The 23,232-nt window shown below is 36.4% G+C and carries 22 protein-coding genes; 20 read left to right on the forward strand and 2 right to left on the reverse strand.

Annotated features, from left to right (window positions below):
* Positions 1-68 precede the first annotated feature (68 nt).
* Positions 69-2,750 (reverse strand): cation-translocating P-type ATPase, encoded by a 2,682-nt coding sequence (locus RBQ61_RS09215; protein WP_308137044.1) that lies wholly within the window; start codon positions 2,748-2,750, stop codon positions 69-71.
* 319 nt (positions 2,751-3,069) lie between these two features.
* Between RBQ61_RS09215 and RBQ61_RS09220 the strand changes: the two genes are divergently transcribed.
* From RBQ61_RS09220 to RBQ61_RS09270, 11 genes are all read left to right on the forward strand, one after another.
* Positions 3,070-3,435, forward strand: a complete 366-nt coding sequence (locus tag RBQ61_RS09220; protein ID WP_308137045.1) for a TIGR04086 family membrane protein — start codon at positions 3,070-3,072, stop codon at positions 3,433-3,435.
* An 82-nt stretch (positions 3,436-3,517) separates the two neighbouring features.
* Positions 3,518-3,658, forward strand: coding sequence for a six-cysteine ranthipeptide SCIFF (scfA, locus tag RBQ61_RS09225; RefSeq protein ID WP_213926898.1), 141 nt, complete (start codon positions 3,518-3,520; stop codon positions 3,656-3,658).
* 313 nt (positions 3,659-3,971) lie between these two features.
* Complete coding sequence (scfB, locus tag RBQ61_RS09230; RefSeq protein WP_308137046.1) at positions 3,972-5,309, forward strand: thioether cross-link-forming SCIFF peptide maturase; 1,338 nt, start codon at positions 3,972-3,974, stop codon at positions 5,307-5,309.
* 108 nt (positions 5,310-5,417) lie between these two features.
* Positions 5,418-5,915, forward strand: a complete 498-nt coding sequence (locus RBQ61_RS09235) for a LapA family protein (RefSeq protein WP_308137047.1) — start codon at positions 5,418-5,420, stop codon at positions 5,913-5,915.
* On the forward strand, positions 5,890-7,809 hold the full coding sequence (recJ, locus tag RBQ61_RS09240; protein ID WP_308137048.1) for a single-stranded-DNA-specific exonuclease RecJ: 1,920 nt from the start codon (positions 5,890-5,892) through the stop codon (positions 7,807-7,809). Before RBQ61_RS09235 ends, recJ begins: the two co-directional genes overlap by 26 nt.
* A gap of 20 nt (positions 7,810-7,829) precedes the next feature.
* Positions 7,830-8,345, forward strand: a complete 516-nt coding sequence (locus RBQ61_RS09245; RefSeq protein WP_308137049.1) for an adenine phosphoribosyltransferase — start codon at positions 7,830-7,832, stop codon at positions 8,343-8,345.
* Positions 8,346-8,408: 63 nt separating this feature from the next.
* Complete coding sequence (locus RBQ61_RS09250) at positions 8,409-10,625, forward strand: bifunctional (p)ppGpp synthetase/guanosine-3',5'-bis(diphosphate) 3'-pyrophosphohydrolase (RefSeq protein WP_308137050.1); 2,217 nt, start codon at positions 8,409-8,411, stop codon at positions 10,623-10,625.
* Between the two features lie 146 nt (positions 10,626-10,771).
* Positions 10,772-11,221, forward strand: a complete 450-nt coding sequence (gene dtd, locus RBQ61_RS09255) for a D-aminoacyl-tRNA deacylase (protein WP_308137051.1) — start codon at positions 10,772-10,774, stop codon at positions 11,219-11,221.
* A 9-nt stretch (positions 11,222-11,230) separates the two neighbouring features.
* Positions 11,231-11,851, forward strand: a complete 621-nt coding sequence (locus RBQ61_RS09260; RefSeq protein ID WP_308137052.1) for an MBL fold metallo-hydrolase — start codon at positions 11,231-11,233, stop codon at positions 11,849-11,851.
* The gene (gene hemZ / locus RBQ61_RS09265; RefSeq protein ID WP_308137053.1) at positions 11,852-13,348 is read left to right on the forward strand and encodes a coproporphyrinogen dehydrogenase HemZ; all 1,497 of its coding nucleotides are present in this window, start codon (positions 11,852-11,854) and stop codon (positions 13,346-13,348) included.
* Entirely contained in the window at positions 13,345-13,605 is a 261-nt protein-coding gene (locus RBQ61_RS09270; protein WP_308137054.1) for a thioredoxin family protein, read from the forward strand. Before hemZ ends, RBQ61_RS09270 begins: the two co-directional genes overlap by 4 nt.
* A gap of 37 nt (positions 13,606-13,642) precedes the next feature.
* On the opposite strand, the gene RBQ61_RS09275 is transcribed toward RBQ61_RS09270, so the two are convergent.
* On the reverse strand, positions 13,643-14,032 hold the full coding sequence (locus RBQ61_RS09275) for a DUF1622 domain-containing protein (protein WP_308137055.1): 390 nt from the start codon (positions 14,030-14,032) through the stop codon (positions 13,643-13,645).
* A gap of 170 nt (positions 14,033-14,202) precedes the next feature.
* On the opposite strand from RBQ61_RS09275, the gene pdaA reads away from it, so the two are divergent.
* From pdaA to RBQ61_RS09320, 9 genes are all read left to right on the forward strand, one after another.
* Positions 14,203-15,012 carry a delta-lactam-biosynthetic de-N-acetylase gene (gene pdaA, locus RBQ61_RS09280; RefSeq protein ID WP_308137056.1) on the forward strand — a complete coding sequence of 270 codons (810 nt, stop codon included), beginning with the start codon at positions 14,203-14,205 and terminating at the stop codon, positions 15,010-15,012.
* A 331-nt stretch (positions 15,013-15,343) separates the two neighbouring features.
* On the forward strand, positions 15,344-15,970 hold the full coding sequence (locus RBQ61_RS09285; protein ID WP_308137057.1) for a hypothetical protein: 627 nt from the start codon (positions 15,344-15,346) through the stop codon (positions 15,968-15,970).
* Between the two features lie 37 nt (positions 15,971-16,007).
* Complete coding sequence (locus RBQ61_RS09290; protein ID WP_213925290.1) at positions 16,008-16,187, forward strand: twin-arginine translocase TatA/TatE family subunit; 180 nt, start codon at positions 16,008-16,010, stop codon at positions 16,185-16,187.
* Between the two features lie 55 nt (positions 16,188-16,242).
* Complete coding sequence (locus tag RBQ61_RS09295; RefSeq protein WP_308137058.1) at positions 16,243-16,923, forward strand: ferredoxin-like protein; 681 nt, start codon at positions 16,243-16,245, stop codon at positions 16,921-16,923.
* A gap of 47 nt (positions 16,924-16,970) precedes the next feature.
* Positions 16,971-19,073 carry an aldehyde ferredoxin oxidoreductase gene (locus RBQ61_RS09300; RefSeq protein WP_308137059.1) on the forward strand — a complete coding sequence of 701 codons (2,103 nt, stop codon included), beginning with the start codon at positions 16,971-16,973 and terminating at the stop codon, positions 19,071-19,073.
* A gap of 80 nt (positions 19,074-19,153) precedes the next feature.
* Positions 19,154-20,230: a 4Fe-4S dicluster domain-containing protein gene (locus RBQ61_RS09305; protein WP_308137060.1), complete on the forward strand. Its 1,077-nt coding sequence runs from the start codon at positions 19,154-19,156 to the stop codon at positions 20,228-20,230.
* Positions 20,231-20,294: 64 nt separating this feature from the next.
* Positions 20,295-20,555, forward strand: coding sequence for a twin-arginine translocase TatA/TatE family subunit (locus tag RBQ61_RS09310; protein ID WP_308137061.1), 261 nt, complete (start codon positions 20,295-20,297; stop codon positions 20,553-20,555).
* Between the two features lie 406 nt (positions 20,556-20,961).
* Entirely contained in the window at positions 20,962-22,740 is a 1,779-nt protein-coding gene (aspS, locus tag RBQ61_RS09315; protein ID WP_308137062.1) for an aspartate--tRNA ligase, read from the forward strand.
* Positions 22,741-22,805: 65 nt separating this feature from the next.
* Positions 22,806-23,222 (forward strand): SoxR reducing system RseC family protein, encoded by a 417-nt coding sequence (locus RBQ61_RS09320; RefSeq protein ID WP_308137063.1) that lies wholly within the window; start codon positions 22,806-22,808, stop codon positions 23,220-23,222.
* The last annotated feature ends 10 nt before the right edge of the window (positions 23,223-23,232 follow it).

Genomic DNA, 23,232 nt, shown 5'->3' on the forward strand with positions numbered 1-23,232 from the left:
AGGAGCATTGATGCTCCTTTTTTCTTGCATAAATAAACCCGGCTTGAAGAAGCCGGGTTTATTTATAATTATGCTTGTTTTTTAAATATGTGCTTTCCTGCTACAACAATTTCATGGGACAGCAGAGGAACCATTGATAAAAGTATCAGGTTTCCCCATTCTTTAAATGACAGTTTGCTAGTTTCAAAAGCTTCGACAAGTATAGGAATTTCAGTAACTGCAACTTGAAGAAGCAGACCTATGATAAAAGCACCTATCATTGATTTATTGTCAAATAAATTCTGTTTAAAAAGAGATTTATCGTAGTTTCTCATTCCTATTGCATGAAACAGCTGTGAAACGCCCAGTGTTGTGAATGCATATGTCTGAGCATGCTCGATTATGCTGTAATCGACCCCGTTTTCTTGTATAACCTGTCCAAGCATCCATTTTATATTTTCCAGTGTTACTTCCATGCCGGCATTATTCAGATGAATGACAGGAGACCAAAGAAATGCTCCCAATGTAAGGGCTGCAATCATGAAGCCGTTGTATACGGTAAATGCCATGCCTCCGTGGGCAAACAGACTTTCATTTGGATTTCTTGGACTCGCTTCCATTATATCTTCATCTTTTGAGTCAACTCCAAGAGCAAGGCCCGGCAGAGAGTCGGTTATAAGGTTAATCCACAGTATGTGAATTGATTGCAGAGGAGCTGCAAGTCCTGCGACTATTGCTCCAAACATGGATATAACTTCTCCAAAATTTGAGGAAAGAAGGAACAATACAGTCTTCTTGATATTATTGTAAATACCTCTTCCTTCAGCAACTGCTTTCTCAATCGTCGCAAAGTTATCATCTGTCAGAACCATGTCAGCGGCACCTTTTGCTACATCAGTTCCGGTTATTCCCATTGCAACGCCAATGTCGGCTGCTTTTAATGAAGGAGCATCATTTACACCGTCACCTGTCATTGAAACTATGCTTCCGTTTGATTTGAATGCTTTAACTATCATTACCTTATGTTCCGGCGACACGCGGGCGAACACTCTTAAGTTGTTAACCTTATGGTTTAACTGTTCCTGAGTCAGCTCGTTCAACTGGCTTCCGGTTATACATTGGCTCTCATCCTCTGCAATACCCAGTTCCTTGGCTATTGCAAGGGCTGTATCTTTATGATCTCCGGTAATCATTATGGTTGTTATACCCGCTTGTTTTAATGTTTTGACAGAATCTTTGGCTTCCGGACGTGGAGGGTCTATCATGCCAACCAAACCAACAAATGTAAGATTTTCTTCACTTGCAGAATCATCATCCTGTTTGATACCCAGTGCTAAAACTCTTAAGGCATCTTTTGCCATTTCAGAAGCAGCATTGTTTATGCCTGCAATATGCGTATCTGTAATATCTACAGTCTTTCCGTCAATGTATATTTTTTTACATCGCCCAAGAAGCACATCTGTTGCTCCCTTTGTGTAGCTTATAACCTTGCCGTCCTCATCCTTGTGGACGGTAGTCATAAGTTTACGCGCAGAATCAAATGACTGCTCGTTTATTCGTGGGTTGCTCTTTTCCAGCTCTTCTCTCGTAATGTTGGAAAGAGAACCCATATCAAGAAGAGCCAGTTCAGTTGGGTCTCCTATTCTTTCATTGTTTGCGGTTGAGGCATCATTGCACAGTACAAAACCTTTCATAAATACAGTATTTTTATCGTAGGAAAGGTCATTAACTTCTTTTATTTGCCCATCTAAATATATTTTTGTTACAGTCATTTTATTCTGAGTGAGGGTACCTGTTTTATCTGAGCATACAGTGCTTACTGCGCCTAATGTTTCAACTGCCGGCAGCTTTCGCACTATTGTGTTGACTTTTACCATTCTTTGAACCCCAAGAGCAAGAACGATGGTTACAACTGCTGTAAGACCCTCAGGAATAGCAGCTACCGCAAGAGAAATTGCAGTAATAAGCATTTCAACAATGTCTCTGCCCTGCAGTACCGCAATACCGAACATTGCAAGAACTATTACAATTGCAACTATCCCCAGAACCTTGCCTAAATCGTTAAGCCTTTTTTGAAGAGGCGTAAGCTCTTCTTCGCTTTCATTCAGCATTGCGGCAATTTTACCGATTTCTGTATCCATGCCCGTATATACAACAACACCTTCGCCCCGCCCGTAAGCAACGCTTGTTGATGAGTATGCCATATTAATTCTGTCGCCTATGCCGACTTCTGTATCTGCAATGAATTCAGCATTCTTGTCAACAGGTACTGATTCACCGGTCAATGCCGATTCTTCTATTTTCAGATTAACTGAGTTAAGAAGTCTTAGGTCTGCTGGAATTATCCGGCCAGCTTCTAGTACAACAATGTCTCCAACTACTAATTCAGATGCAGGTAGTTCCATTATTTTTCCGCCTCGTTTTACCATTGCTGACGGGCTTGAAAGGTTTTTTAAAGCTTCAAGTGCTGCTTCTGCTTTTGATTCCTGTATTACACCGATCACAGAATTTATAAGCACTACCAGCAGTATAATTATTGCATCTGTTACTTCATGCAGCATGAATGATATGGCTGCGGCAGCAAACAATATATAAATCATAGTATCCTTCAATTGTGCCAAAAACTTTTGGAGTAAGGTTTTACGGCTTTTCTCAACTAGAGCATTAGGCCCGTTCTGCTCAAGTCTCTTTTTTGCTTCCTCCTGACTCAGTCCGCTTCTTAGAGTGCTTAACTCTGTACAGACTTCGTCAGCTTTTTTTTGATAATACATAATTTTCTCCTTTTTGATAGTTTATACTAGTATGCCATTTCTAAAAAAAAAAAGACTCGTGGCATATCTTTATAATAAATCCAAGATATACTAAAAGTCTTGTTACCTACGTTACTTAAACAGATCTTCAGCCAGAATGCTGGCATTCGGTTGTTGACTGAAGATTTAAAACTACTCCCTCTTAGTATCCTTACTTTAGCAAATCCGACTGTTGTTGTCAAGTGTTTTATGCCTCAAATATAGCCATTATTAGTATTGTCGGTTCTTTTTTTTTTACATCTGAATAAAATTTAATGATTATAATAATTGGAGGATTAATATGATGAAAATAATGAAATTGCTTAAATATTCGCTATATTTATTAATAATGTCCTTGTCTGTATTTTTTATTCTTACATTGTACATGTACTTTTTTTCTAAACAGCCCTCATTGGAACTTGCATACAGTTTTGTGATTCCCATATGTATGTTTGTAGTGACGCTTATGTACTCCAAAAGTGTGCACGAGAGAGGTTTGCTAAGGGGAATTGAAATGTGGATAGTTTATTTTGCAGTTGTGTTGCTGATGAAAGTTATATTCAGGCATCCGGGAGAAATAAATATATTGATGCACTTGCTTTACCTGCCTGTTTCAATTCTCGCAGGAATAGTAGGAGTAAATATGAAACTTCGCACTCAAAGGTAGCCTATTTATAAAATTTAAAAAAAAACACTTTTAAATAATCTCCAAAAATGCTATAATTTAAAAAGTTCGAAGGAGGTTCAGTATGGTACATATTAAAACGCTAAACAAAACAAAACTTACAGATAACATGAATGTAAAAGGATGCGGCGAATGCCAGACTTCATGTCAATCTGCATGCAAAACTTCTTGTACAGTAGGAAACCAAAAGTGCGAGAATAAATAAATAGTTAAGGGTGTTGAAAAAGTTTGTTCTGCAAGATTTTGGAAGGTAGGCATAAACAGTATGTTCGGATACTTAACGATTGTTTGTTTTAACAGAATCGATGCAGGCAGATTTTTTCAGCAACTTGTGCAGCTTCTTGGTTAAGTTGTTGCCTTTGTGTAGATGACCCCTTTAAGGGGGTTTTTTTCTGAACAGCGAAAAATTTCTGTTAATGAAACGCTAACTGATAAATGGCCTGATCAACACAATGTTTAACGGAATATGTAATATAATATGATCCATTGATGAGCCATAAAGTAATTTGGAGGAAGAGATGATACATCTATTTTGTTTGGACAACATGTGCTTCGCTATTGATACTAACAGCGGGCTGGTGCATGTTGTTGATGAAGTGGTATATGACCTATTAAATGATGAAAGTTTTAAATGCGGACATAAAGTTGAAGAAATTGAAAAAAAATACGGCAAGGAAGCAACTGATGAGGCTATTTTAGAAATTAACTATCTCATAGTTAACAATATGCTTTACACAGAAGAATCCAATCCTGTAAACAAAATTAAACCTGCTGTTAAGGCTATGTGTCTTAACATGACACATGATTGTAACCTGAGGTGTGAATATTGCTTTGCATCACAGGGAAGTTACAACGGTGAAAGATCATATATGAGCTTTGAAACAGGGAAAAAAGCTTTTGATTACCTGGTGAAAAATTCTGGAACAAGAAGAAATCTTGAAGTTGACTTCTTTGGAGGGGAACCTCTTATGAATTTTGAAACGATTAAAAAGCTTGTGAGTTATGGAAGGTCTTTGGAAGATAAGTACAATAAGCACTTTAGATTTACCGTAACTACAAACGGAGTTCTCCTGGATGACGAAAAGATAGACTATATAAATGAAAATATGGACAATGTGGTGTTAAGTATAGACGGAAGAAAATCTACTAACGACCGCATGAGAAAGACTGTTAATAAAATGGGTAGCTACGATGTTATTGTAAATAACTTTAAAAAATTTGTAGCAAAAAGGATGGATAAAGATTATTTTGCCAGAGGTACTTTTACTGCGAACAATCTTGATTTTTCTGAAGATGTAAGGCATATGAGAGACTTGGGATTTGATAAAATCTCCGTAGAGCCTGTGGTTGCAAGCCCAGAAGAAAAATACGCCTTGCTTGAAGAACATCTTGAAATATTAAAAAATGAATACGAAAAGCTTGCCAGACTTTATTTGGAATCCCAAAAAGATGACAGCAAGAAATTCCAATTTTTCCACTTTAACATTGAACTTGATGGAGGCCCGTGCATATACAAGAGATCTATAGGCTGCGGAGCAGGAACGGAATATGTTGCCGTAACGCCTGCAGGGGAATTTTATCCGTGCCATCAGTTTGTCGGCCAGGAGGAATTCATTATAGGAAATGTTGATGAAGGAATAGTAAACGAGCCGGTTGTAAGCAAATTCAAAAATGTATCTGTAAATGACAAGCCTGTATGCAAAGATTGCTGGGCAAAGTATTACTGCAGCGGAGGATGTCATGCAAATGCATACAATTTTAACCATAATTTTGATGTTCCTTACAATGTTGGATGCGAGCTTGAGAAAAAAAGAATTGAGTGCTCAATATATATAAAAGCGAAATTAAGTGAATAATTTATTGTAATATTATGCTTAATTGTAAAAAATAGTGGTAAATATATACTAGACTATAGTATAATATATTTTGATATCTACATATGATTACAAGAGAGGAGTGTTACTATGCAGGTTGGTTTTATAGTTATATTGATAATAGCAATTTTTGTTGCTATATTTGCTATTCAGAACGGCACACCGGTTCCTGTTGATTTGTTTCTTGCCAGATTTGAAATGCCTTTGGCTGTTGTTATGATGATTTGTATAATTATAGGAGCTGTACTTGTTTTGATTCTCGGAACAACTAGACAGTTTAAAAAAAGATCTGAGTCAAAAGAGATGAAGAATAAATTAAAAACACTTGAAAACGACAAAGTACTGGCAGACAGCAATATTAAAGCAATGGAAGAAGAAACGAATAAGCTGAAAGAAAACGGAAGCGCATTAGAAGCAAAAATCTCCGAACTGGAGCAGAAAAACAAGGCTCAGGCAGATACAATCGCAAAGTTAAACAATGAATTGGATTCTCTAAAAACTGAATCAAACGAATCGATTGTAACCGATACTAAAGATGAAGGTGCCAAAATTACTGACAACGATGAAAAAAGTGAAGCTCAAAGTTAAAGAGTATGACAGAGGATATATTAAAGATGTAAGCAGAAAATTTAATCTTTCAAAAATATCCTCAAGGATACTTTTAAACAGAAATATAACAGAATATAATGAAATAGAGGAATTTCTTAATCCGGATTTCAAATACTTTGAAAATGCTAAGAATTATAAAGATTTACAAAGAGGATGTTCAAGAGTTCTTGAAGCAATTGATAAGAATCAGAAAATAATCATATATGGAGATTATGATGTAGACGGTGTGACCTCCATAAGTCAATTCATATTGCTCTTGTCAAAAGCTGGGGCAGATGTTGATTATTATGTGCCTGAAAGAGAAAATGAAGGTTATGGCATAAGTTCCGAATTTGTGGAAAAGCTGAAGGATAATAGAATAGAGGCTGACTTAGTGGTTACAGTAGACTGCGGTATAGCTGAAATTGAAAAGATTGCCTGCATAAGCGAAATGAATAAGGATGTTGTTATAATAGACCATCACCAGTGCAAGGAGGAGCTGCCTCCGGCTTATGCAGTCATAGATCCGAAGCAGAAAGACTGTCCGTCGAAAAACAAGCATTTATGCGCGGCAGGACTGTCTTTTAAATTTTTGAAACATTTGAACACATATCTTAAGGTTGAAGACATTGAAGATGTTCTTCTTGAACTGGCATGCCTTGGTACTATAGCGGATATAGTTGATCTTTTTGGAGACAACAGGGTTATTGCAAAGAACGGATTGAGAAAAATTAACAACACAAGGTTGATAGGCTTAAAAAAGCTTATTGAAGTTTCCGGTATCAAAGATAAAGAAATCGAATCCTACCACATTGGATTTATTATTGCTCCGAGAATAAATGCGGCTGGGAGAATGGATACCGCAAAAAAGGCAATAAAGCTTATGCTTTCGTCTGATGAGCAGGAAGCAGAAAAGCTTGCACTGGAGCTTGAAGCTTTAAATGCTTTGAGAAAGCAGGCCGAGAGTGTAATTTTTGAAGAAGCTGTTAATAAGATAGAAACAGACTTTTTATACAAGAAGAGTATTATTGTTGTTTATGGAGAGAACTGGCATGAAGGCGTGCTTGGAATTGTAGCTTCAAAGCTTACGGATAAATATGAAATACCCAGTGTTGTTATATCTATGAAAGAAGGTATAGGCAAAGGATCTGCCAGGAGTCTGGAATGTGTTGATATTTTTGAGGCTTTTACAGCGGTGAAGCAATATTTGCTGAAGTATGGCGGTCATAAGCTTGCAGCTGGACTGACGATAGAAGAGAAAAATATAAATATATTTGCAGATGAATTGAACAGCTACATCTTCTCTTTAAACAGGGATGACAGCCTAAATGAAATTGAAGCCGATTCGTATATTGAAGCGAAAGACGTCAGTTTTGATTTATATAAAGAAATCTGCATGTTTGAGCCTTATGGATCGGGAAATCCGAAACCGGTGTTTGCTCTTAAGGATGCAGAACTGAAAAATATTCGAAAAGTAGGCAGGGATGGAAGTCATTTAAGCTTTGTTCTTGTAAAAGATAATAGAGAAATTTCTGTAATTGGATTTGGTAAAATCGGCATTTTGGAAAAAGTTCTCACAAAACCGTCAGCTTATGTGGTTACCATGAGCTTGAATGAATTTAACGGCAGAAAAAGTATTCAGCTGGTATTGCAGAATGTTGAGGATAGTGACAAACTGGATTACTCTATCGACGATGAAAAAATGAAAGTGCTGAATTCAGTCATAAATAAAAGCAAGTCAAAAATAATAAAGACTGACATATTCGTGCTTGTGGAAAAGCTAAATAAAATATATAATACTAAAATAACAGCAGAAGAAATAATATGTATGCTTAAAAAGGCTGATAATATTCAATACGCATTAAAAAATGAAGTACTGTATATAAAGAAATAGTCTTTTAAATTGGAGGAATTATGGACTTAAAAGAAAAGATTCGTGTAATAGAAGGGTTTCCGTCAGAGGGAATAAGTTTTAAAGACATAACGACACTTCTGAAGGATGCGGATGCTTTAAAGGAATGCATAAACAAAATGGCTGAAAAATTCAAGGACATAGATGTTGATATAATAGTTGGACCTGAATCAAGAGGCTTCATATTCGCAACTCCTCTTGCTTATTTGCTGGGAACAGGATTTGTTCCTGTAAGAAAGCAGGGAAAACTTCCTGCTGAAACAGTAAGTTACGAATATTCCCTTGAATATGGAAAAGATAAACTGGAAATACATAAGGACTCAATCAAGAAAGGGCAAAAAGTATTAATTGTGGATGATTTACTTGCTACCGGTGGAACGATGTACGCTGCTGCAAAACTGGTTGAAAAACTGGGAGGCGAAGTAGCAGGACTTGGATTTTTAATTGAGCTGGAAGATTTAAACGGAAGAGAAAAACTAAAAGGGTACAATGTTGAATCATTAGTAAAATACAGCTAATGCTTTAGTCAGTGAACTTATTAACATAAGACACTGTAATAGAAAAAGTAACAGACATTAATTATGATACTGATTAGAAATAGTGGTGAAGACATGCTGGAAAATTTAATTAATCAAATAGAATCGTATAATTCCAATGCGGATATTTCTGTTGTTGCAAAGGCATACAACTATGCGGAGATGGCTCATTCAAATGCGCAGACTAGGTATTCTGGCGAAAGATACTTTGTGCATCCTTATAATGTTGCGCTTATTTTAGCTGATTTGCATGTTGATGTACAAACGATCGCAGCAGCTCTTCTCCATGATGTGGTTGAAGATACAGGCATTACATATTATGACATAAAGAGAGAATTCAGTGAAGAAATTGCTAATATGGTTGACGGTGTCACAAAGTTGAGCAAGGTAAAATACCGAAATAAAGAAGAACGCCAGGCTGAATCCTTAAGAAAAATGATAATTGCCATGTCAAAGGATATCAGGGTTGTTATAATAAAACTTGCGGATCGACTTCACAATATAAGAACGCTTCAATACATGCCTAAGGAAAAGCAGTACCAGAAGGCAATGGAAACTATTGAAATATATGCACCTATTGCGAATCGTCTCGGTATGGCATCCATTAAGTGGGAGCTTGAAGACTTGAGCCTTAAATATATAGATCCGGAAGGATATGAAGACTTAGTCAAAAAAGTACAGGAAAAAAGTGAAAAGAGAAAAGATTACATTTCTCAAATAATTTCTATAATGTCTGAAAAGCTTAACGAAGCGGGAATAAAATCAGAAATCAAAGGGAGACCGAAAAGTCTATATTCCATTTATAAGAAAATGTATTTTAAGAATAAATCCTTTGAGCAGATATATGACTTGATTGCCGTTAGAATTATTGTGGACACTATTAAAGACTGCTACGGCTCTCTGGGAACTGTGCACACACTTTGGAAGCCTATTCCTGGAAGGTTCAAAGACTACATTGCAATGCCAAAACCAAACATGTACCAGTCTTTGCATACTACGGTAATAGGGCCGTATGGAGAACCATTTGAGATACAGATAAGGACTCTTGAAATGCACAGGACTGCTGAGTACGGTATTGCGGCGCACTGGAAGTACAAGGAAGGAATCGATGAAAAGACAAATTATGAGGAGAAACTGAACTGGCTGAGGCAGATGCTTGAATGGCAGCAGGAAACAAATGATCCTCAGGAATTTATGGAATCGCTAAAAATAGACTTATATGCTGACGAAGTATTTGTATTTACACCTAAGGGAGAAGTTGTAAATCTGCCTAAGGGTTCAATACCGATAGATTTTGCTTACAGGGTACACAGTGCCGTGGGCAACAGGTGTGTAGGTGCAAAGATAAACGGCAGAATAGTGCCTATTGACACGAAGCTAAAGACAGGTGATCAGGTTGAAATACTTACATCGCAGTCTAGTGTCGGTCCCAGCAGAGACTGGCTGAAAATAGCTGCATCAAGCCAGGCAAAATCAAAAATAAGGAAGTTCTTCAAGGAAAAAGACAAAGATTTCAATGTTGAAAAAGGGAAAGAGCTTGTAGAGCGAGAAGTCAAAAAACAAGGCTTTCAAATTGTTGATTTGATGAAGGAAGAATGGCTGAAGTTTGTAGCAGATAAATACAACATGAATACCATAAGCAATCTGTTTGCGGCGGTAGGAAATGGCGGTATCACAGAAAACCAGATTGTAAACAGGCTGAAGTTACTATATCTGGAAAAAAACAAGGATAAAATAGAGCTTGAAAAGATAGAAAATCTTGAGAAGAATCTGACAGCAGCAAAAGCATCGCCGCCAAGAAAAGAAAAACATGCTTCGGGTGTTATTATAAAGGGCATAGACAACATAAAGGTCCGTTTTTCTAAATGCTGCAATCCAGTTCCCGGAGATGCAATTGTAGGATATATTACCAGAGGCAGAGGAGTTTCGATTCACAGGTCAGACTGTACAAATGTCCATGACCTGAATGATTCGGATGATCAAAGGTTTATCGAGGTAGAATGGGACACAGAAGAAAAGGCGACTTTCTTAAGCGAGCTTCAGATAAAAGCCATAGACAGACCAAGACTTCTTCAAGACGTGACTAATCTATATTCGGAAGCTAAATTGAATGCCGTTTCACTCAACTTAAGAGTAAATAAGGAACGGGTTGCCATATTAGACATTGGATTTGAAATAAATGAAACAAAACAAATAGAAGATTTAATCAAAAAAATCAAAAAGTTAGACGGAGTACTGGAAGTATACAGGAACAAAAAATAGTTTAATAACAAACTTTTCGAGACGGTTTGTTATCTTGATGGCTTTGTAATCAATCTGAGAACGACTTCGCGTCGTTCTGTTTTATTGTAGGTGACATAATTACAGACTAACATAAAATTAAACTATAAAATAAGGAAGGTGATTAAATGAGAGGAGTAGTACAGCGTGTAAAAAGAGCAGGCGTTACTGTTGACAACAAGATTATAGGCGAGATAAACCACGGTATATTGCTATTGCTTGGAGTGGAAGAAACGGACAATGAAAAAGACCTGGAATACATGTGTGAAAAAGTCCCTAATTTAAGGATATTTGAAGATGAAAACGGGAAAATGAATAAAAGCCTCATAGATGTGGAAGGAAGTATTTTGGTTGTTTCTCAGTTTACTCTTTTGGGAGATGCAAGAAAAGGAAGAAGGCCCAGTTTTATTCACGCAGCTTTGCCGGAGAAGGCGGTCCCCATGTATGAAAGCTTCATAAATAGAATGAAAGAAAAAGAAATATTTACTCAGTGCGGAGAATTTGGTGCCGATATGGATGTAGAACTTGTCAATGACGGCCCGGTTACAATTCTTCTAGACAGCAAAAAATTATTTTAGGAGGAACAAATGATATTTGAAGCTATGACTGTAGGGTCTTATTTATCCAATTGTTATATTGTTGGTTCTGAAACAACAATGGAAGCCGCTGTAATAGATCCGGGAGCAGACTTTAAAAAAATAGATGATAAGCTGAAGGAACTTAACCTTATTCCTAAAATTATCATACTTACTCATGCTCACGGTGACCATATAGGAGCTGTGAAGGAGCTGACTGATAAGTATAATTTGAAAATTTATATTCACAAGGATGACGCAGAAGTTCTTAAGGACGGCAATGCTAATTTTTCAAAGATGATTACTGGCAGGAGTACATCTATAATTCCGGATGTTGAATTAAATGATGGTGATGATATAATGCTGGGAGACTTAAAATTTGATATTATTCATACTCCGGGCCATACAAAGGGCGGTATATGTATAAAGGTCGGAAATATTATGATGACCGGCGATACGCTCTTTAACAAATCCATAGGCAGGACGGATTTTCCGGGAGGATCCTTTGATGATATAATAAGTTCAATAAAGAATAAAATCTTTAAATATGACGATGATATTGTAATATATCCGGGCCACAACTCACCTTCTACCATTAAATCTGAGAAACTCGGGAATCCGTTTGTAAACTAAATGAAGGTGCTTACATTTTATTTTTCAGGACATAATTTTGAATATGAAGCAAGAAATGACCTCAGAATATTTGATTTAAACATAGGATATGAAGTCAAACTTTCCGGAAAAAGCTATAATGACACAGGGCTGGCAATGGTGTCAGTATTGAACGATGATGGGAATTCGTTAATCAGTACTGCTTGTCTGTATTTAAACGACCAGCTTTTGTTCAGAGCAGAATACGAAAGTGATGAAATTTTTCTTGAGAGTGCTGATTCGAAGAGACTTAAAAAGATTCTTGTCGTAAAATCAATACACAGTGTTCTGAAAAGATACTACGGTGTAAATCCAGAGTACGGTATTCTGACCGGCGTGAGAGTGGTAAAGATACTGATAACAGCACTTAAACATGGGAAGACAAAAAAAGAAACTACAAAAATATTAAAAGATACCTACGAAGTTTTACCGGAAAAAATTGATCTTTTGTGGGAAGTACTGGATATTGAAAGAAAGTATGTGAATGAAGAGGAAAACAAGCAAAATTACAATTTGTATGCCGGGATACCGTTTTGCCCTTCAAAATGTAGCTATTGTTCATTTACATCATATACAGGCGCAAAGGAAGATAAAATAGATAAATATATAGATGTACTTGTATATGAGATTGAAGAAACGATAAAAATGGCTTTGAGAAGGGGCCTAAAGCTACACACTATATATATAGGAGGAGGAACTCCTTCTGTATTAAATGAAAGGCAGATATCTGTTATATTTGACTGCATAAAAAAATACTATGATCTGGCTGAAATAAAAGAAGTGATGTTTGAAGCCGGAAGACCGGATACTTTGACAGAAGAAAAATTGATATTCCTAAAAGAAACAGGCGTAAACCGAATAAGCATCAACCCTCAGACAATGAACGAAAAGACGCTTGAAATAATCGGGAGAAAGCATTCTTCAGAGGATATAGTAAATAAATATAACCTTGCAAGAAAAACAGGCTTTGATTGGATTAACACGGATATAATATTGGGACTTCCAGGAGAAGATGAAGCAGACGTTAATTACACCATAAGAGAAATAATTAAATTAAGGCCTGAAAATATTACTGTCCATTCACTGGCATACAAGACGAAATCTGAGCTTACAAGACAAAGTGAAGAATTGCGTAAGGATTATGACTTGATACAAAAAATGTATGAGGTGGTAAAGAAGGAATGCATTGACAGCGGGTACATACCATACTATATGTACAGGCAAAAAAACATAAAGGGAAATTCTGAAAATATTGGTTATACTTTGCCGGAAAAGGAAAGTTTATACAATATTGTTATAATAGAGGAACTGGAGACCATACTGGCGTGCGGACTTGGAGCATCTTCAAAAATAAAGAAACAGGACGGGAGGCATGTTCCCCTTCGGAATTTTAAAAGTCTGGAGGAGTACGAAGGGCGGATTGAAGAAATATTGCAAAAAAAGAAGAGATTATTATTTGACAAAAAGGAGATTGTATGAAGAAGGTAAAAGCATTCTATTTGGAAAATTGTCCTCACTGCAAGAGGGCCTTTAAAATGGTAGATGCGTTGAAGACAAAAAAACCTGAATACAAGGATGTTGAAATTGAACGTATTGAAGAATCAGTGCATGCGCAAATTGCCGATGCTTATGATTATTACCAGGTTCCCACATTTTACGTTGACGAAATAAAAGTCCATGAGGGAGTACCATCTTTCGAAAAAATAGAAGAAGTATTGAAAAAAGCAATATCATAAAAATTGGGACTGAGCCAGTCCCAATTTTTTATGTATGTTATAATTTTTTTTCATCAACTTCATTCTTGTGAGCCGTTTTTTCTTTCAATTCTTTGAAGTGATTTGCACGTTTCGAATCGCTTTCTATTTCCCAATGAATAATTAATGTTAATGCTGCTCTTAAAACTACTATGGAAGCAAGAATAATTAGTTCATCAATTGTTCTGATAACCAAGGTTTTTAAAATCTCAGCGCCCAGTTTAAATTCCAGTGCCATTGCCAGAGCCTGCGAAAATTCGATTTTAATAGTTTCATCAGTAAATTTAAAAAACCTAAGCGCATACCTTCCGAATGCCTTTAAAGCAGAGTAAATTATTATAAATACACCTATTAATTCCAAAATATGCGCAATATTAGGCACAAGAATAGTAATCAAATGTTCTAGCATAGTACCTCCAAGTATATATAATGAAAACATTTACTAGTATTATATATAATTTGTCTCGTTATGTCAAACATGTGAGCATACGTTTGATTGGTAAAAAGTGCTAATTAATATTGCGATTTTAAGACATAATGTGCGTCACAATATATATATATAAGTAAGGGGTGAAGTATATGATTATTTATATAAGAAAGAAAAGTATTGGTATAGCTTTGTTTTGTGCGGTGCTTTTATTTGCGGGCATGTTTGTTTATGAGGCGATGTTTAATTTTTCTATAACAGTTTCTACTGAAATAACCAATTGGGGACTGAGTTTCAGGGAAAACGGAAAGGCTCCCATAGGCAATGCCACCGCAAGGGCACTAAAAGAATACAATGCTTATTACGTGGGGAATGATGACGAAAAGGTAATATATCTTACTTTTGATGCGGGTTTTGAGAATGGATTTACTGAAAAGATACTTGATACATTGAAAAAACATGATGTTAAGGCAGCTTTTTTTCTTGTAGGCCATTATATGGAGGAAGAACCGCTGCTGGTTAAGAGAATGGTTAATGAAGGGCATATTGTAGCAAACCATACATACCATCATCCGGACATGTCAAAGATATCAGATGTGGAATCATTTAAAAAAGAGCTTACATCTCTTGAAGAGATATTTAAGCAGATAACTGGTACTGAAATGTCTAAATATTATAGGCCTCCTCAGGGTAAATTTAATGAAAAAAATCTAATGATGGCAAATGAACTGGGATATAAAACAATTTTCTGGAGTCTTGCATATGTAGACTGGTACGCCGATAAGCAACCTACAAAAGAACAGGCGTACAGCAAGCTTATACCAAGAATTCATCCGGGTGCCGTATTACTTTTGCATAGTACCTCAAAAACAAATTCAGAAATATTGGATGAACTTCTGACAAAATACAAGGAAGAAGGATATATATTTAAGACTTTGGATGATTTAACAGAAAATAATTAATAAAACTAATGAATTACAAAAAATTAATAATTTATAAAGATGTGGAATAAAATAGAGTGTTTGAATGATTATGCAAAAGCGCGCTTACAACTATTGAAAGAAAGTGTGTAAAATTCTTAATATGTGAGCAAATTAACATATGTCGTAAAAAAAACAAATTAAATATTCATTAGTAATCATTTTTTTATGAGGAAAAATCGTTATATCATTTAGGATATAACGGTTTTAAGCGATTTTAGTATTGATTAAAAAGTTTAATTATGATAAAATTATAACATTATAATTGTTAAAAAATATACAATTATAAAATATTGCTCGCGGGAGGGACTTGATGATTGATAATTCTGTTGAAGACAGAAATAATGAAGAAGAATTTGAGTCTGATTTAATTTCCGAGGAAAATGATGCTTTCGAAGATGCCCCTGATGATAAATTAGCTGAATTGGCAATTTTAATCAGGGATAAATCATATGAAGGAATTTTGGCAAATGCAGAGGACTTTTTGGACGAGCCGATGTCATTGGAGGTCGAAAACCTTTTGGAGATCATTGAAGAGCTGAAAGCAAGAGAAGAATTCTCTGATATTTGCACCATGAACGGGAAGGAAAAAATGTATTTGTACTCGGAGCAGTACATGACCGGAAAATATGCTAAGATGATGGTTTTGGTGGAAGAAAATGATTTATTTAAAACCATATCTGAAACTGTAAGAGAGGAATCAAGGATATATCCGAGGCCGACAGATGTAAGGCTGTTCGGTAAATCTCCTTTTAAGTTGTCCAAAGAAGAGTTTGCAGAAGTGTATGAGCAGCTCAAAAAAAATGAGGAGTACAAGGATATACAGGAAACGAGAGCTTCAAATAATGCGCTTTATCTTTATTCTGACAAGTTCATGAGAAAAGCTCATGCCGCTTCACTTGCCGAATGGATAGAAGTGGAATCCGAGCAAAATCCATAAGTTTGTCAATTTAAATTACTTGGAAAGGAGGGATAACATGGGCAAAATAGGACCTGCTGAACTGATACTTGTATTAGTTATAGCTTTAGTTATATTTGGACCTTCCAAACTTCCGGAAATAGGAAAGGCATTCGGGAAATCTATAAGAGAATTTAAGGATAATGTTAATAAGACCAGTGACGAACCTACAGAAAAAGATGCTGTTAAAGAAGATTAAACAAGCGATTCATATTTTATCAGAGAGATGATATATATTTGAAGGGAGAGTTATCATGTTTGAAAGAGAGATTGAAGATTTTATTGAAAAAATCAGAACAAGACGCGAATTTTTGAAAATGAGCGGTAAGGGAATTGCAGGTGTAACTGTCGCAACTTCTGTTTTGAACCTAATGGGATGTTCCCAGGCTGAGCCGTCGGGAAATGAAGAATCACCTGAAGTTGAGGCCTTTGTAATTCCTACTGGTCTTCTTGTTGTAGAGCCTAACAAATGCACAGGATGCCAGAGATGTGAAATGGTTTGTACTGTTGCAAATGACCAAAAGATTCACCCGTTAATTTCAAGAGTCAAAATCAGCAGAAATTTTAACTACGGAAAAGAAATGACAGAAAACTATCGTTATGAAAACGGATATTTTGGTAACTTCTTGATGACGCCTGAAACATGTCGTCAATGCGAAGATGCTAAATGTGCTGAAGCATGTCCGAAAAATGCCATCAGTCAAAATGAAACAACCAAGGCTTGGACAGTAGATGAAAGTTTATGTGTGGGCTGTGGAGCATGTTCAGATGCATGTCCTTGGAATATGCCTACTGTTGATCCGGAGACAGGTAAATCAACTAAATGTATTTTATGTGGTGCATGTGCTGACAACTGCATAACTGGAGCTTTGCAGATTATACCTTGGGAAAAAATGGAGGCAATCTTCAGAAGAAAAGGATATAGATTTTCATAGTTTAAGCTAACTGAAAAATGAAAGAATTTTGATTGGAGGAAGAATAAATGGCTAATATAACAGGATGGACAGGAAGTCTATTAAGAGTTAATTTAACTACTGGCAATATTAAAACAGAAGATACAATGAAATACAAAGACCTTGTAGGAGGAGCAGGATTCGGATACAAAATAATATTTGACGAAGTTCCTCAGGGAACAAAGGCTTTTGATGAAGCAAACAAGGTAGTAATAGCAGTGGGGCCGCTTACAGGTACAACGGCACCTTGTAGCGGAAGAACAAATATTACTTCATTGAGCCCTACAAATCCGTATCATGCTATAGCTGACAGCCACATGGGAGGAAATTTCGGAGCTTGGCTGAAATTTGCAGGATACGACGGAATTATAATTGAAGGGGAATCAACAAAACCTGTATGGTTAAAAATTGAAGATGATAATATATCAATAGAAGATGCAAGTGACTTATGGGGAAAAGGTACCATAGACACAACTTATGCAATAAATGAAATTATGGGTAAGGAAGCATGTATTGCCGCAATCGGGCCTGCAGGGGAGCAGATGAAAAATCTGGCATCAATAGTTAATTCAGTTAACCACTCAGCAGGAGGACACGGAGGAATTTTAGGAGCAAAAAAACTAAAAGCCATAGGTGTAAAAGGAACTAATGCTGTACATATAGCAGAAGGAAAAGCTCAGGATTGGCTGGATTTGAATGAATACATGATGAAAGATATAATAGGATCCAACAACAATCACGTGGTACCTAGCACACCACAGCCTTGGGCAGAATATCACAATTCAAAGAGCCGCTGGACTGCACAGCTTGGGCTGTTCTGGGGAGCAGCTAATCCGCCTGTGGAAACGGGAGAATGTGCTGCAGGAGATAAAAACAAGGTAGGACTTCGTACACAGAAGGCTATATTTGACTTGGGACCGCTGGCTGAAGACAGAACCATAAAAATGGGAGGATGCTACTCATGTCCGATTCGATGTCAGTCAAATATGTATATGCCTGAACTTGAAAAATACGGATTAACTCCTTATGCAACAAGTACATGCATTAACTACAGTTCGCCTAACACTGCAATGATAAAAGGTTATGCAGATGGTGAAAAGAAGGGAATGGATTCACTTATTACAAAATGTCTGGGATCAAGGCTTGCTGATGATTACGGTATTTGGAGCAATTACGGTCAGTTGCCGAGAGACTTTAGATATGCTTATAATTCAGGGAAATTTAAAGAAGTTCTTCCTAAGGAAGAATATGACAGCATAAACTGGGATTTAGTGGAGAGCGGTGATCCGGGCTGGATGGTAGAGTATTACGGAAACTTGATTAAAGGTGGAGAGTTCGGCCATTTGCTTGATGGACCGTACTGGCTTGATCAAAGATGGAATTTAGGAGAAGAATATTGGAATTCATACGGAAATAATTTGTGGTCTAAAATGGCATATCCTAAACATCACAGTAATGAATCAGGAGCACAGGTAGGTGCATTGGTTAACGTAATATTCAATAGGGATGCAAATTCGCACACTCACATGAATATGATAGGTGCTGGACTTCCTATTGAAATTCTTAAAGAAGTTGCAGGAGAAGTATGGGGTTCGCCTGATGCGTTGGATGCACCGATGAACTACACTCCTATGAATGAATATAAAGCTAAATTTGCTAAATGGTCGCTGGACAGAAACTTCCTGCATGATTCAATTACATTGTGCAACTGGGTATGGCCTATGACTGTATCACCTTCAAAGGAAAGAAACTATAGAGGAGATACTGCACTGGAAGCTAAATTCTTCAGCTTGGCAACAGGCATAGAGACTTCAGAGGAAGAAATGAATCTTGCAGCAGAAAGAATTTCAACAATGCACAGGGCTGCATGTGTTAAAGAAATGAATACAATTGATATGAGAAATGAACATGATACAATTCCAGAATGGGTATTTGAAGCTGATCCAGATGTTAAACCATTTACTGAAGGTACGGTAAAACTTGACAGAGATGATATGCAGTTAGGTTTGACACTGCTGTATAGAGAATATGGATGGGATGAAAAAACAGGAGCTCCTACAAGAGCTACATTAGAAAGACTAGGTCTTAAGGATGTGGCAGATGAGCTTGAAGCTTTGAACCTGCTTCCTTAAATTAGGATAGCAAAGCTGTATCGGTATAATAGGAAAGCAGTTTGCTTTCCTGTTTTACTTTACAATACAAAGGTGCCAATATGATATTAGATTATTTGTTTAACAAAATGACTGAAAAAAATCTTCCGGAAGTTTCTGCCAAAAAATGTATTAATAACAAAGGCATACCATGCAGCAGATGCATTGATAATTGTCCGGAAGGAGCTATTCAGTTAAAGGATAAAAAAATAAAATTCAGCGAAAAAATGTGCGCTGAGTGTGGTGTGTGCAGATCAAGTTGCCCTACGCAGGCAATAACATTTAATAATGCTCAGGAGGAAGATGTTCTTTTGCATGCATGCGGCAAGAAAAAACTTGTTTTTTCTTGTTTAAAGGAATCTGCAGCAGGAAACATTAATATGAGCTGCCTGAATGGAATGCACCCTGAGTTTATTGCAGCAGTATTAATTTTATGCGCAGATAAGAAAATTTATTTTAACTTGAGCAGGTGTTCTGATTGTGAAGCAGGGTATAATGATTCGTTTTTTAAACAATCTTTGGAAAAAGCCACAGCTTTTCTTAAAAATATTGGAAGGCTTCCTAATTATGAAATTATTACTGAAAACAGAGATATTGCGGACTTAATCGATGAGGAAATATCGCGAAGAAATTTATTTAAGCTTGTAAAAAAAGAATCAGAAAATATTGTGCTGAAGACTATAAATTCAATTATTGATGATGATAATAACCTGTCAGCCAGAAGGCTGCTTCTAAAAGCTATAAGAGACAAGGGATTGTCAGACCGGGCTAAGAATGTAAATACGTTTTGGGCAGATTTTGAAGTCGGTGCTGCTTGTGACGGTTGCGGTAAATGTCAGGATGTATGTCCTGGAGATGCTTGGAAGATTGAAGAAGAAACTCTGTCAAAGAGGTTGTACTACAGTGTTGCTAACTGTTATCAATGCGGATTATGCGAAACAATGTGCCCACAGAAGGCAATATACAGATGTTCAGACGGAAGTCAGGTTTTTAGCTCTGCTTTGAAAAAAGAAATTAATCTGAAAATCTGTAGCGTTTGTGGGAAGAAGCATATGCCTGAAAATGAAAATGAGGAAGTATGTATAGTTTGCAGGAAAAAAGAATTATTGAGAAAAAAATTATCAACTGGATTGAGTTAATATATATTTTATAGATCTTTTATGTTATAATTGTACAAGAAACGTAATTGAGAGGAGAATAATTATGGGCAGAATAGGTACAGGAGAATTAGTGCTTATACTAATAATTGCATTAATCATAGTAGGGCCGGCTAAACTTCCTGAGCTTGGCAGATCAATTGGAAAGACATTAAATGAATTTAAAAAGGTATCCAAGGAATTTAAAGATGACCTGTCTGTAGAAGATAAACCCCAAAAGACCGAAAAAGAAGAAAAACCGGTCGTAATAGCTGAAAAATCAGAATCTGTTGAAGCGGCAGAAAAAACAGAGGAAACAGAAAAATAGCATTTTCGATTGCGCTGAATAAAGAAATTCAAAAGAAATTGGACTTTTGTTCAATTTCTTTTATTTTTTAATAATCAGTAGAGGGGTATGTAGGTCTCTACTGTAGCGGCAACATAGTATTTTTTTGCAGCAGATGCAATATTTTTCACCTATGCAAAAAATCGTTGACAAAGAAAAATTATTGTGGTAGTTTTATTGTATATATTGCATGGGGAAGAGTAATCATAATTGCATTAATTTTAGCGAGACAGGGACGATGGAAGCCTGTTATTAACTTGTGATGAAAGACACCTCTAAATAGCAATTTCTAATTGAGCGGGACTGTACGGTCCAATTAGGGTGGCAACGCGGGTTAAACTCGTCCCTAGCAGGGAGGGGTTATTTTTTTTGATATATGGAGGAAATTATGGATACGATGGGTCAATTAAAAAGAACCGATATGTGCGGAGAATTATGCCTTGGTGATATAGGACGAGAAGTGGTGCTTATGGGCTGGGTTCAAAAAAGAAGAAGCCTTGGAGGACTTATTTTTGCCGATCTTAGAGATATAACAGGGTTAGTTCAGGTTGTATTCGATACTGAAGTGAATAATGAAGCATTTGATAAAGCAGGAAGTTTGAGAAGTGAATTTGTTATTGCTGTAAAAGGGAAGGTTTTTGAAAGAAAATCCAAAAATCCGGAAATGAAAACCGGCGATATAGAAGTTTATGCTGAAGAATTAAAGATACTTGATACTGCGGAAACTCCGCCTATTTATATTAAGGATAATGACGATGTGTCAGAGCAGATGCGTCTAAAATACAGATTCCTTGATTTAAGGAAACCTCACATGCAGAATAATCTTATAATAAGAAGTAAAACATCTAAAGTTATAAGAGAATTTTTGTACGAAAATGATTTTAATGAAATAGAGACACCGTTTTTAACAAAACCGACTCCTGAAGGAGCGAGAGACTATCTTGTTCCAAGCAGAGTCAATCCTGGAAAATTTTATGCTTTGCCTCAGTCTCCTCAGCTTTTTAAGCAATTGCTGATGGTGTCAGGAATGAACAGGTACTTCCAGATTGTAAGATGTTTCAGGGATGAGGACTTAAGAGCAAACAGACAACCTGAATTTACTCAGGTAGATATTGAAATGTCTTTTGTTGATGTAGAGGATGTTATTTCAGTTAATGAAAAACTGATACAAAGAATTTTTAAAGAAGTCAAAAATATTGATATAGAGGTACCTATAAAGCGCATGCCATACAAGGTTGCTATGGATAAGTACGGATGTGATAAGCCGGATTTGCGCTTTGGATATGAGCTTACAAATATAACAAAGATTTTTAGAAATACAGAGTTCAATGCATTTAAGTCCACATGTGAGTCTAAAGGGCTCATTAAGTGCATTAAAATCGAAGGAGATGCAGACGAATTTTCAAAGAAAGGGATATCAAAGCTTGAAAAATTCGTTAAAACATATGGAGCTAAAGGGTTAGCGTGGATGAAATATGAAGGCGGAGCAATTGACTCTCCAATAGCGAAGTTCCTGAGTGAAGAAGAAATCAAACAGCTAGAATCATCTCTTGAATTAAAAGAGAAGGATATTGTATTTATTGTAGCTGATAAGGAATCCGTAGTAAATACTGCATTAGGGGCATTAAGAATTGAGATAGCAAAGAAAAAAGGTCTTATAGACAACAATAAATATGAGTTGGTTTGGATAACAGACTTTCCGCTTTTCGAATTTGATGAAGAAGAAAACAGATACGTTGCAAAGCACCATCCGTTTACTTCACCTGTAGATGAAGATATTGAGAAGATAGAATCTGATCCGGGAGAAGTGAGAGCAAAAGCATATGATATTGTAATAAACGGTGATGAAATAGGCGGAGGAAGTATACGTATAACTAACAGAGAGTTGCAAAACAGAATGTTTAGAGCGTTAGGATTTACAGATGAGGAAGCTAATGAAAAGTTTGGATTTTTACTTGAAGCATTTAAGTACGGAGTACCACCACACGGCGGAATTGCTTACGGGCTGGATCGCTTCATGATGTTGCTTACAGAAAGTGATAATATCAGAGACGTTATAGCTTTCCCTAAAACTCAGAGTGCTACATGCCTGATGACAGAAGCACCTACGTATGCTTCCGAAAATCAACTTAATGAATTGAGCATAGAAGTAAAAGATAAGGAATAGGCAAGCAGGGCGAATTAGTTCGCCATAGCGGTCGTATTTCGTAAGTGCCAGAAAGGAATGGAATAATGGAGCAAGTAGGTAAAATAGAGAAAATTGAAGGAAACAAGGCGATAATTTCGGTGAAGAGAGTATCCAGCTGCGGTGACAACTGTAAAAGCTGCGGATCATCTTGCAGGCAACCCAGCGTCATGTTTGAAACAGAAATAAGCGGTGATTATGAGGTTGGAGATTATGTTGAAATTACAACTGAAAATTCAGTGGTCCTCAAGCAAATTTTAATGCTTTACGGCATACCGTTTGTAATTATGTTAATTACAATAGGGATAGTACAGCTTATATTTATGAACAATGCCAACAAAGATATGATTTCAGCCGTTGCATCCATTGCTTCTCTTGCCGTATCTTACTTTATTTTGAAAGCCTATGATAAAAAAGAAATGAAGAAAAATACCCTTAAATTTACATTGGGGAAAAAACTATAATTTTTGTGAA

This window comes from Sedimentibacter sp. MB35-C1, from assembly GCF_030913635.1.
Classification (GTDB): Bacteria; Bacillota; Clostridia; order Tissierellales; family Sedimentibacteraceae; genus Sedimentibacter.

What these genes read in the sequence shown, in the direction of transcription:
- RBQ61_RS09215 (WP_308137044.1), bottom strand. Translation starts at nt 2,750, where the DNA reads ATGTATTATCAAAAAAAAGCTGACGAAGTCTGTACAGAGTTAAGCACT.
- RBQ61_RS09220 (WP_308137045.1), top strand. Translation starts at nt 3,070, where the DNA reads ATGATGAAAATAATGAAATTGCTTAAATATTCGCTATATTTATTAATA.
- scfA (WP_213926898.1), top strand. Translation starts at nt 3,518, where the DNA reads ATGGTACATATTAAAACGCTAAACAAAACAAAACTTACAGATAACATG.
- scfB (WP_308137046.1), top strand. Translation starts at nt 3,972, where the DNA reads ATGATACATCTATTTTGTTTGGACAACATGTGCTTCGCTATTGATACT.
- RBQ61_RS09235 (WP_308137047.1), top strand. Translation starts at nt 5,418, where the DNA reads ATGCAGGTTGGTTTTATAGTTATATTGATAATAGCAATTTTTGTTGCT.
- recJ (WP_308137048.1), top strand. Translation starts at nt 5,890, where the DNA reads ATGAAAAAAGTGAAGCTCAAAGTTAAAGAGTATGACAGAGGATATATT.
- RBQ61_RS09245 (WP_308137049.1), top strand. Translation starts at nt 7,830, where the DNA reads ATGGACTTAAAAGAAAAGATTCGTGTAATAGAAGGGTTTCCGTCAGAG.
- RBQ61_RS09250 (WP_308137050.1), top strand. Translation starts at nt 8,409, where the DNA reads ATGATACTGATTAGAAATAGTGGTGAAGACATGCTGGAAAATTTAATT.
- dtd (WP_308137051.1), top strand. Translation starts at nt 10,772, where the DNA reads ATGAGAGGAGTAGTACAGCGTGTAAAAAGAGCAGGCGTTACTGTTGAC.
- RBQ61_RS09260 (WP_308137052.1), top strand. Translation starts at nt 11,231, where the DNA reads ATGATATTTGAAGCTATGACTGTAGGGTCTTATTTATCCAATTGTTAT.
- hemZ (WP_308137053.1), top strand. Translation starts at nt 11,852, where the DNA reads ATGAAGGTGCTTACATTTTATTTTTCAGGACATAATTTTGAATATGAA.
- RBQ61_RS09270 (WP_308137054.1), top strand. Translation starts at nt 13,345, where the DNA reads ATGAAGAAGGTAAAAGCATTCTATTTGGAAAATTGTCCTCACTGCAAG.
- RBQ61_RS09275 (WP_308137055.1), bottom strand. Translation starts at nt 14,032, where the DNA reads ATGCTAGAACATTTGATTACTATTCTTGTGCCTAATATTGCGCATATT.
- pdaA (WP_308137056.1), top strand. Translation starts at nt 14,203, where the DNA reads ATGATTATTTATATAAGAAAGAAAAGTATTGGTATAGCTTTGTTTTGT.
- RBQ61_RS09285 (WP_308137057.1), top strand. Translation starts at nt 15,344, where the DNA reads ATGATTGATAATTCTGTTGAAGACAGAAATAATGAAGAAGAATTTGAG.
- RBQ61_RS09290 (WP_213925290.1), top strand. Translation starts at nt 16,008, where the DNA reads ATGGGCAAAATAGGACCTGCTGAACTGATACTTGTATTAGTTATAGCT.
- RBQ61_RS09295 (WP_308137058.1), top strand. Translation starts at nt 16,243, where the DNA reads ATGTTTGAAAGAGAGATTGAAGATTTTATTGAAAAAATCAGAACAAGA.
- RBQ61_RS09300 (WP_308137059.1), top strand. Translation starts at nt 16,971, where the DNA reads ATGGCTAATATAACAGGATGGACAGGAAGTCTATTAAGAGTTAATTTA.
- RBQ61_RS09305 (WP_308137060.1), top strand. Translation starts at nt 19,154, where the DNA reads ATGATATTAGATTATTTGTTTAACAAAATGACTGAAAAAAATCTTCCG.
- RBQ61_RS09310 (WP_308137061.1), top strand. Translation starts at nt 20,295, where the DNA reads ATGGGCAGAATAGGTACAGGAGAATTAGTGCTTATACTAATAATTGCA.
- aspS (WP_308137062.1), top strand. Translation starts at nt 20,962, where the DNA reads ATGGATACGATGGGTCAATTAAAAAGAACCGATATGTGCGGAGAATTA.
- RBQ61_RS09320 (WP_308137063.1), top strand. Translation starts at nt 22,806, where the DNA reads ATGGAGCAAGTAGGTAAAATAGAGAAAATTGAAGGAAACAAGGCGATA.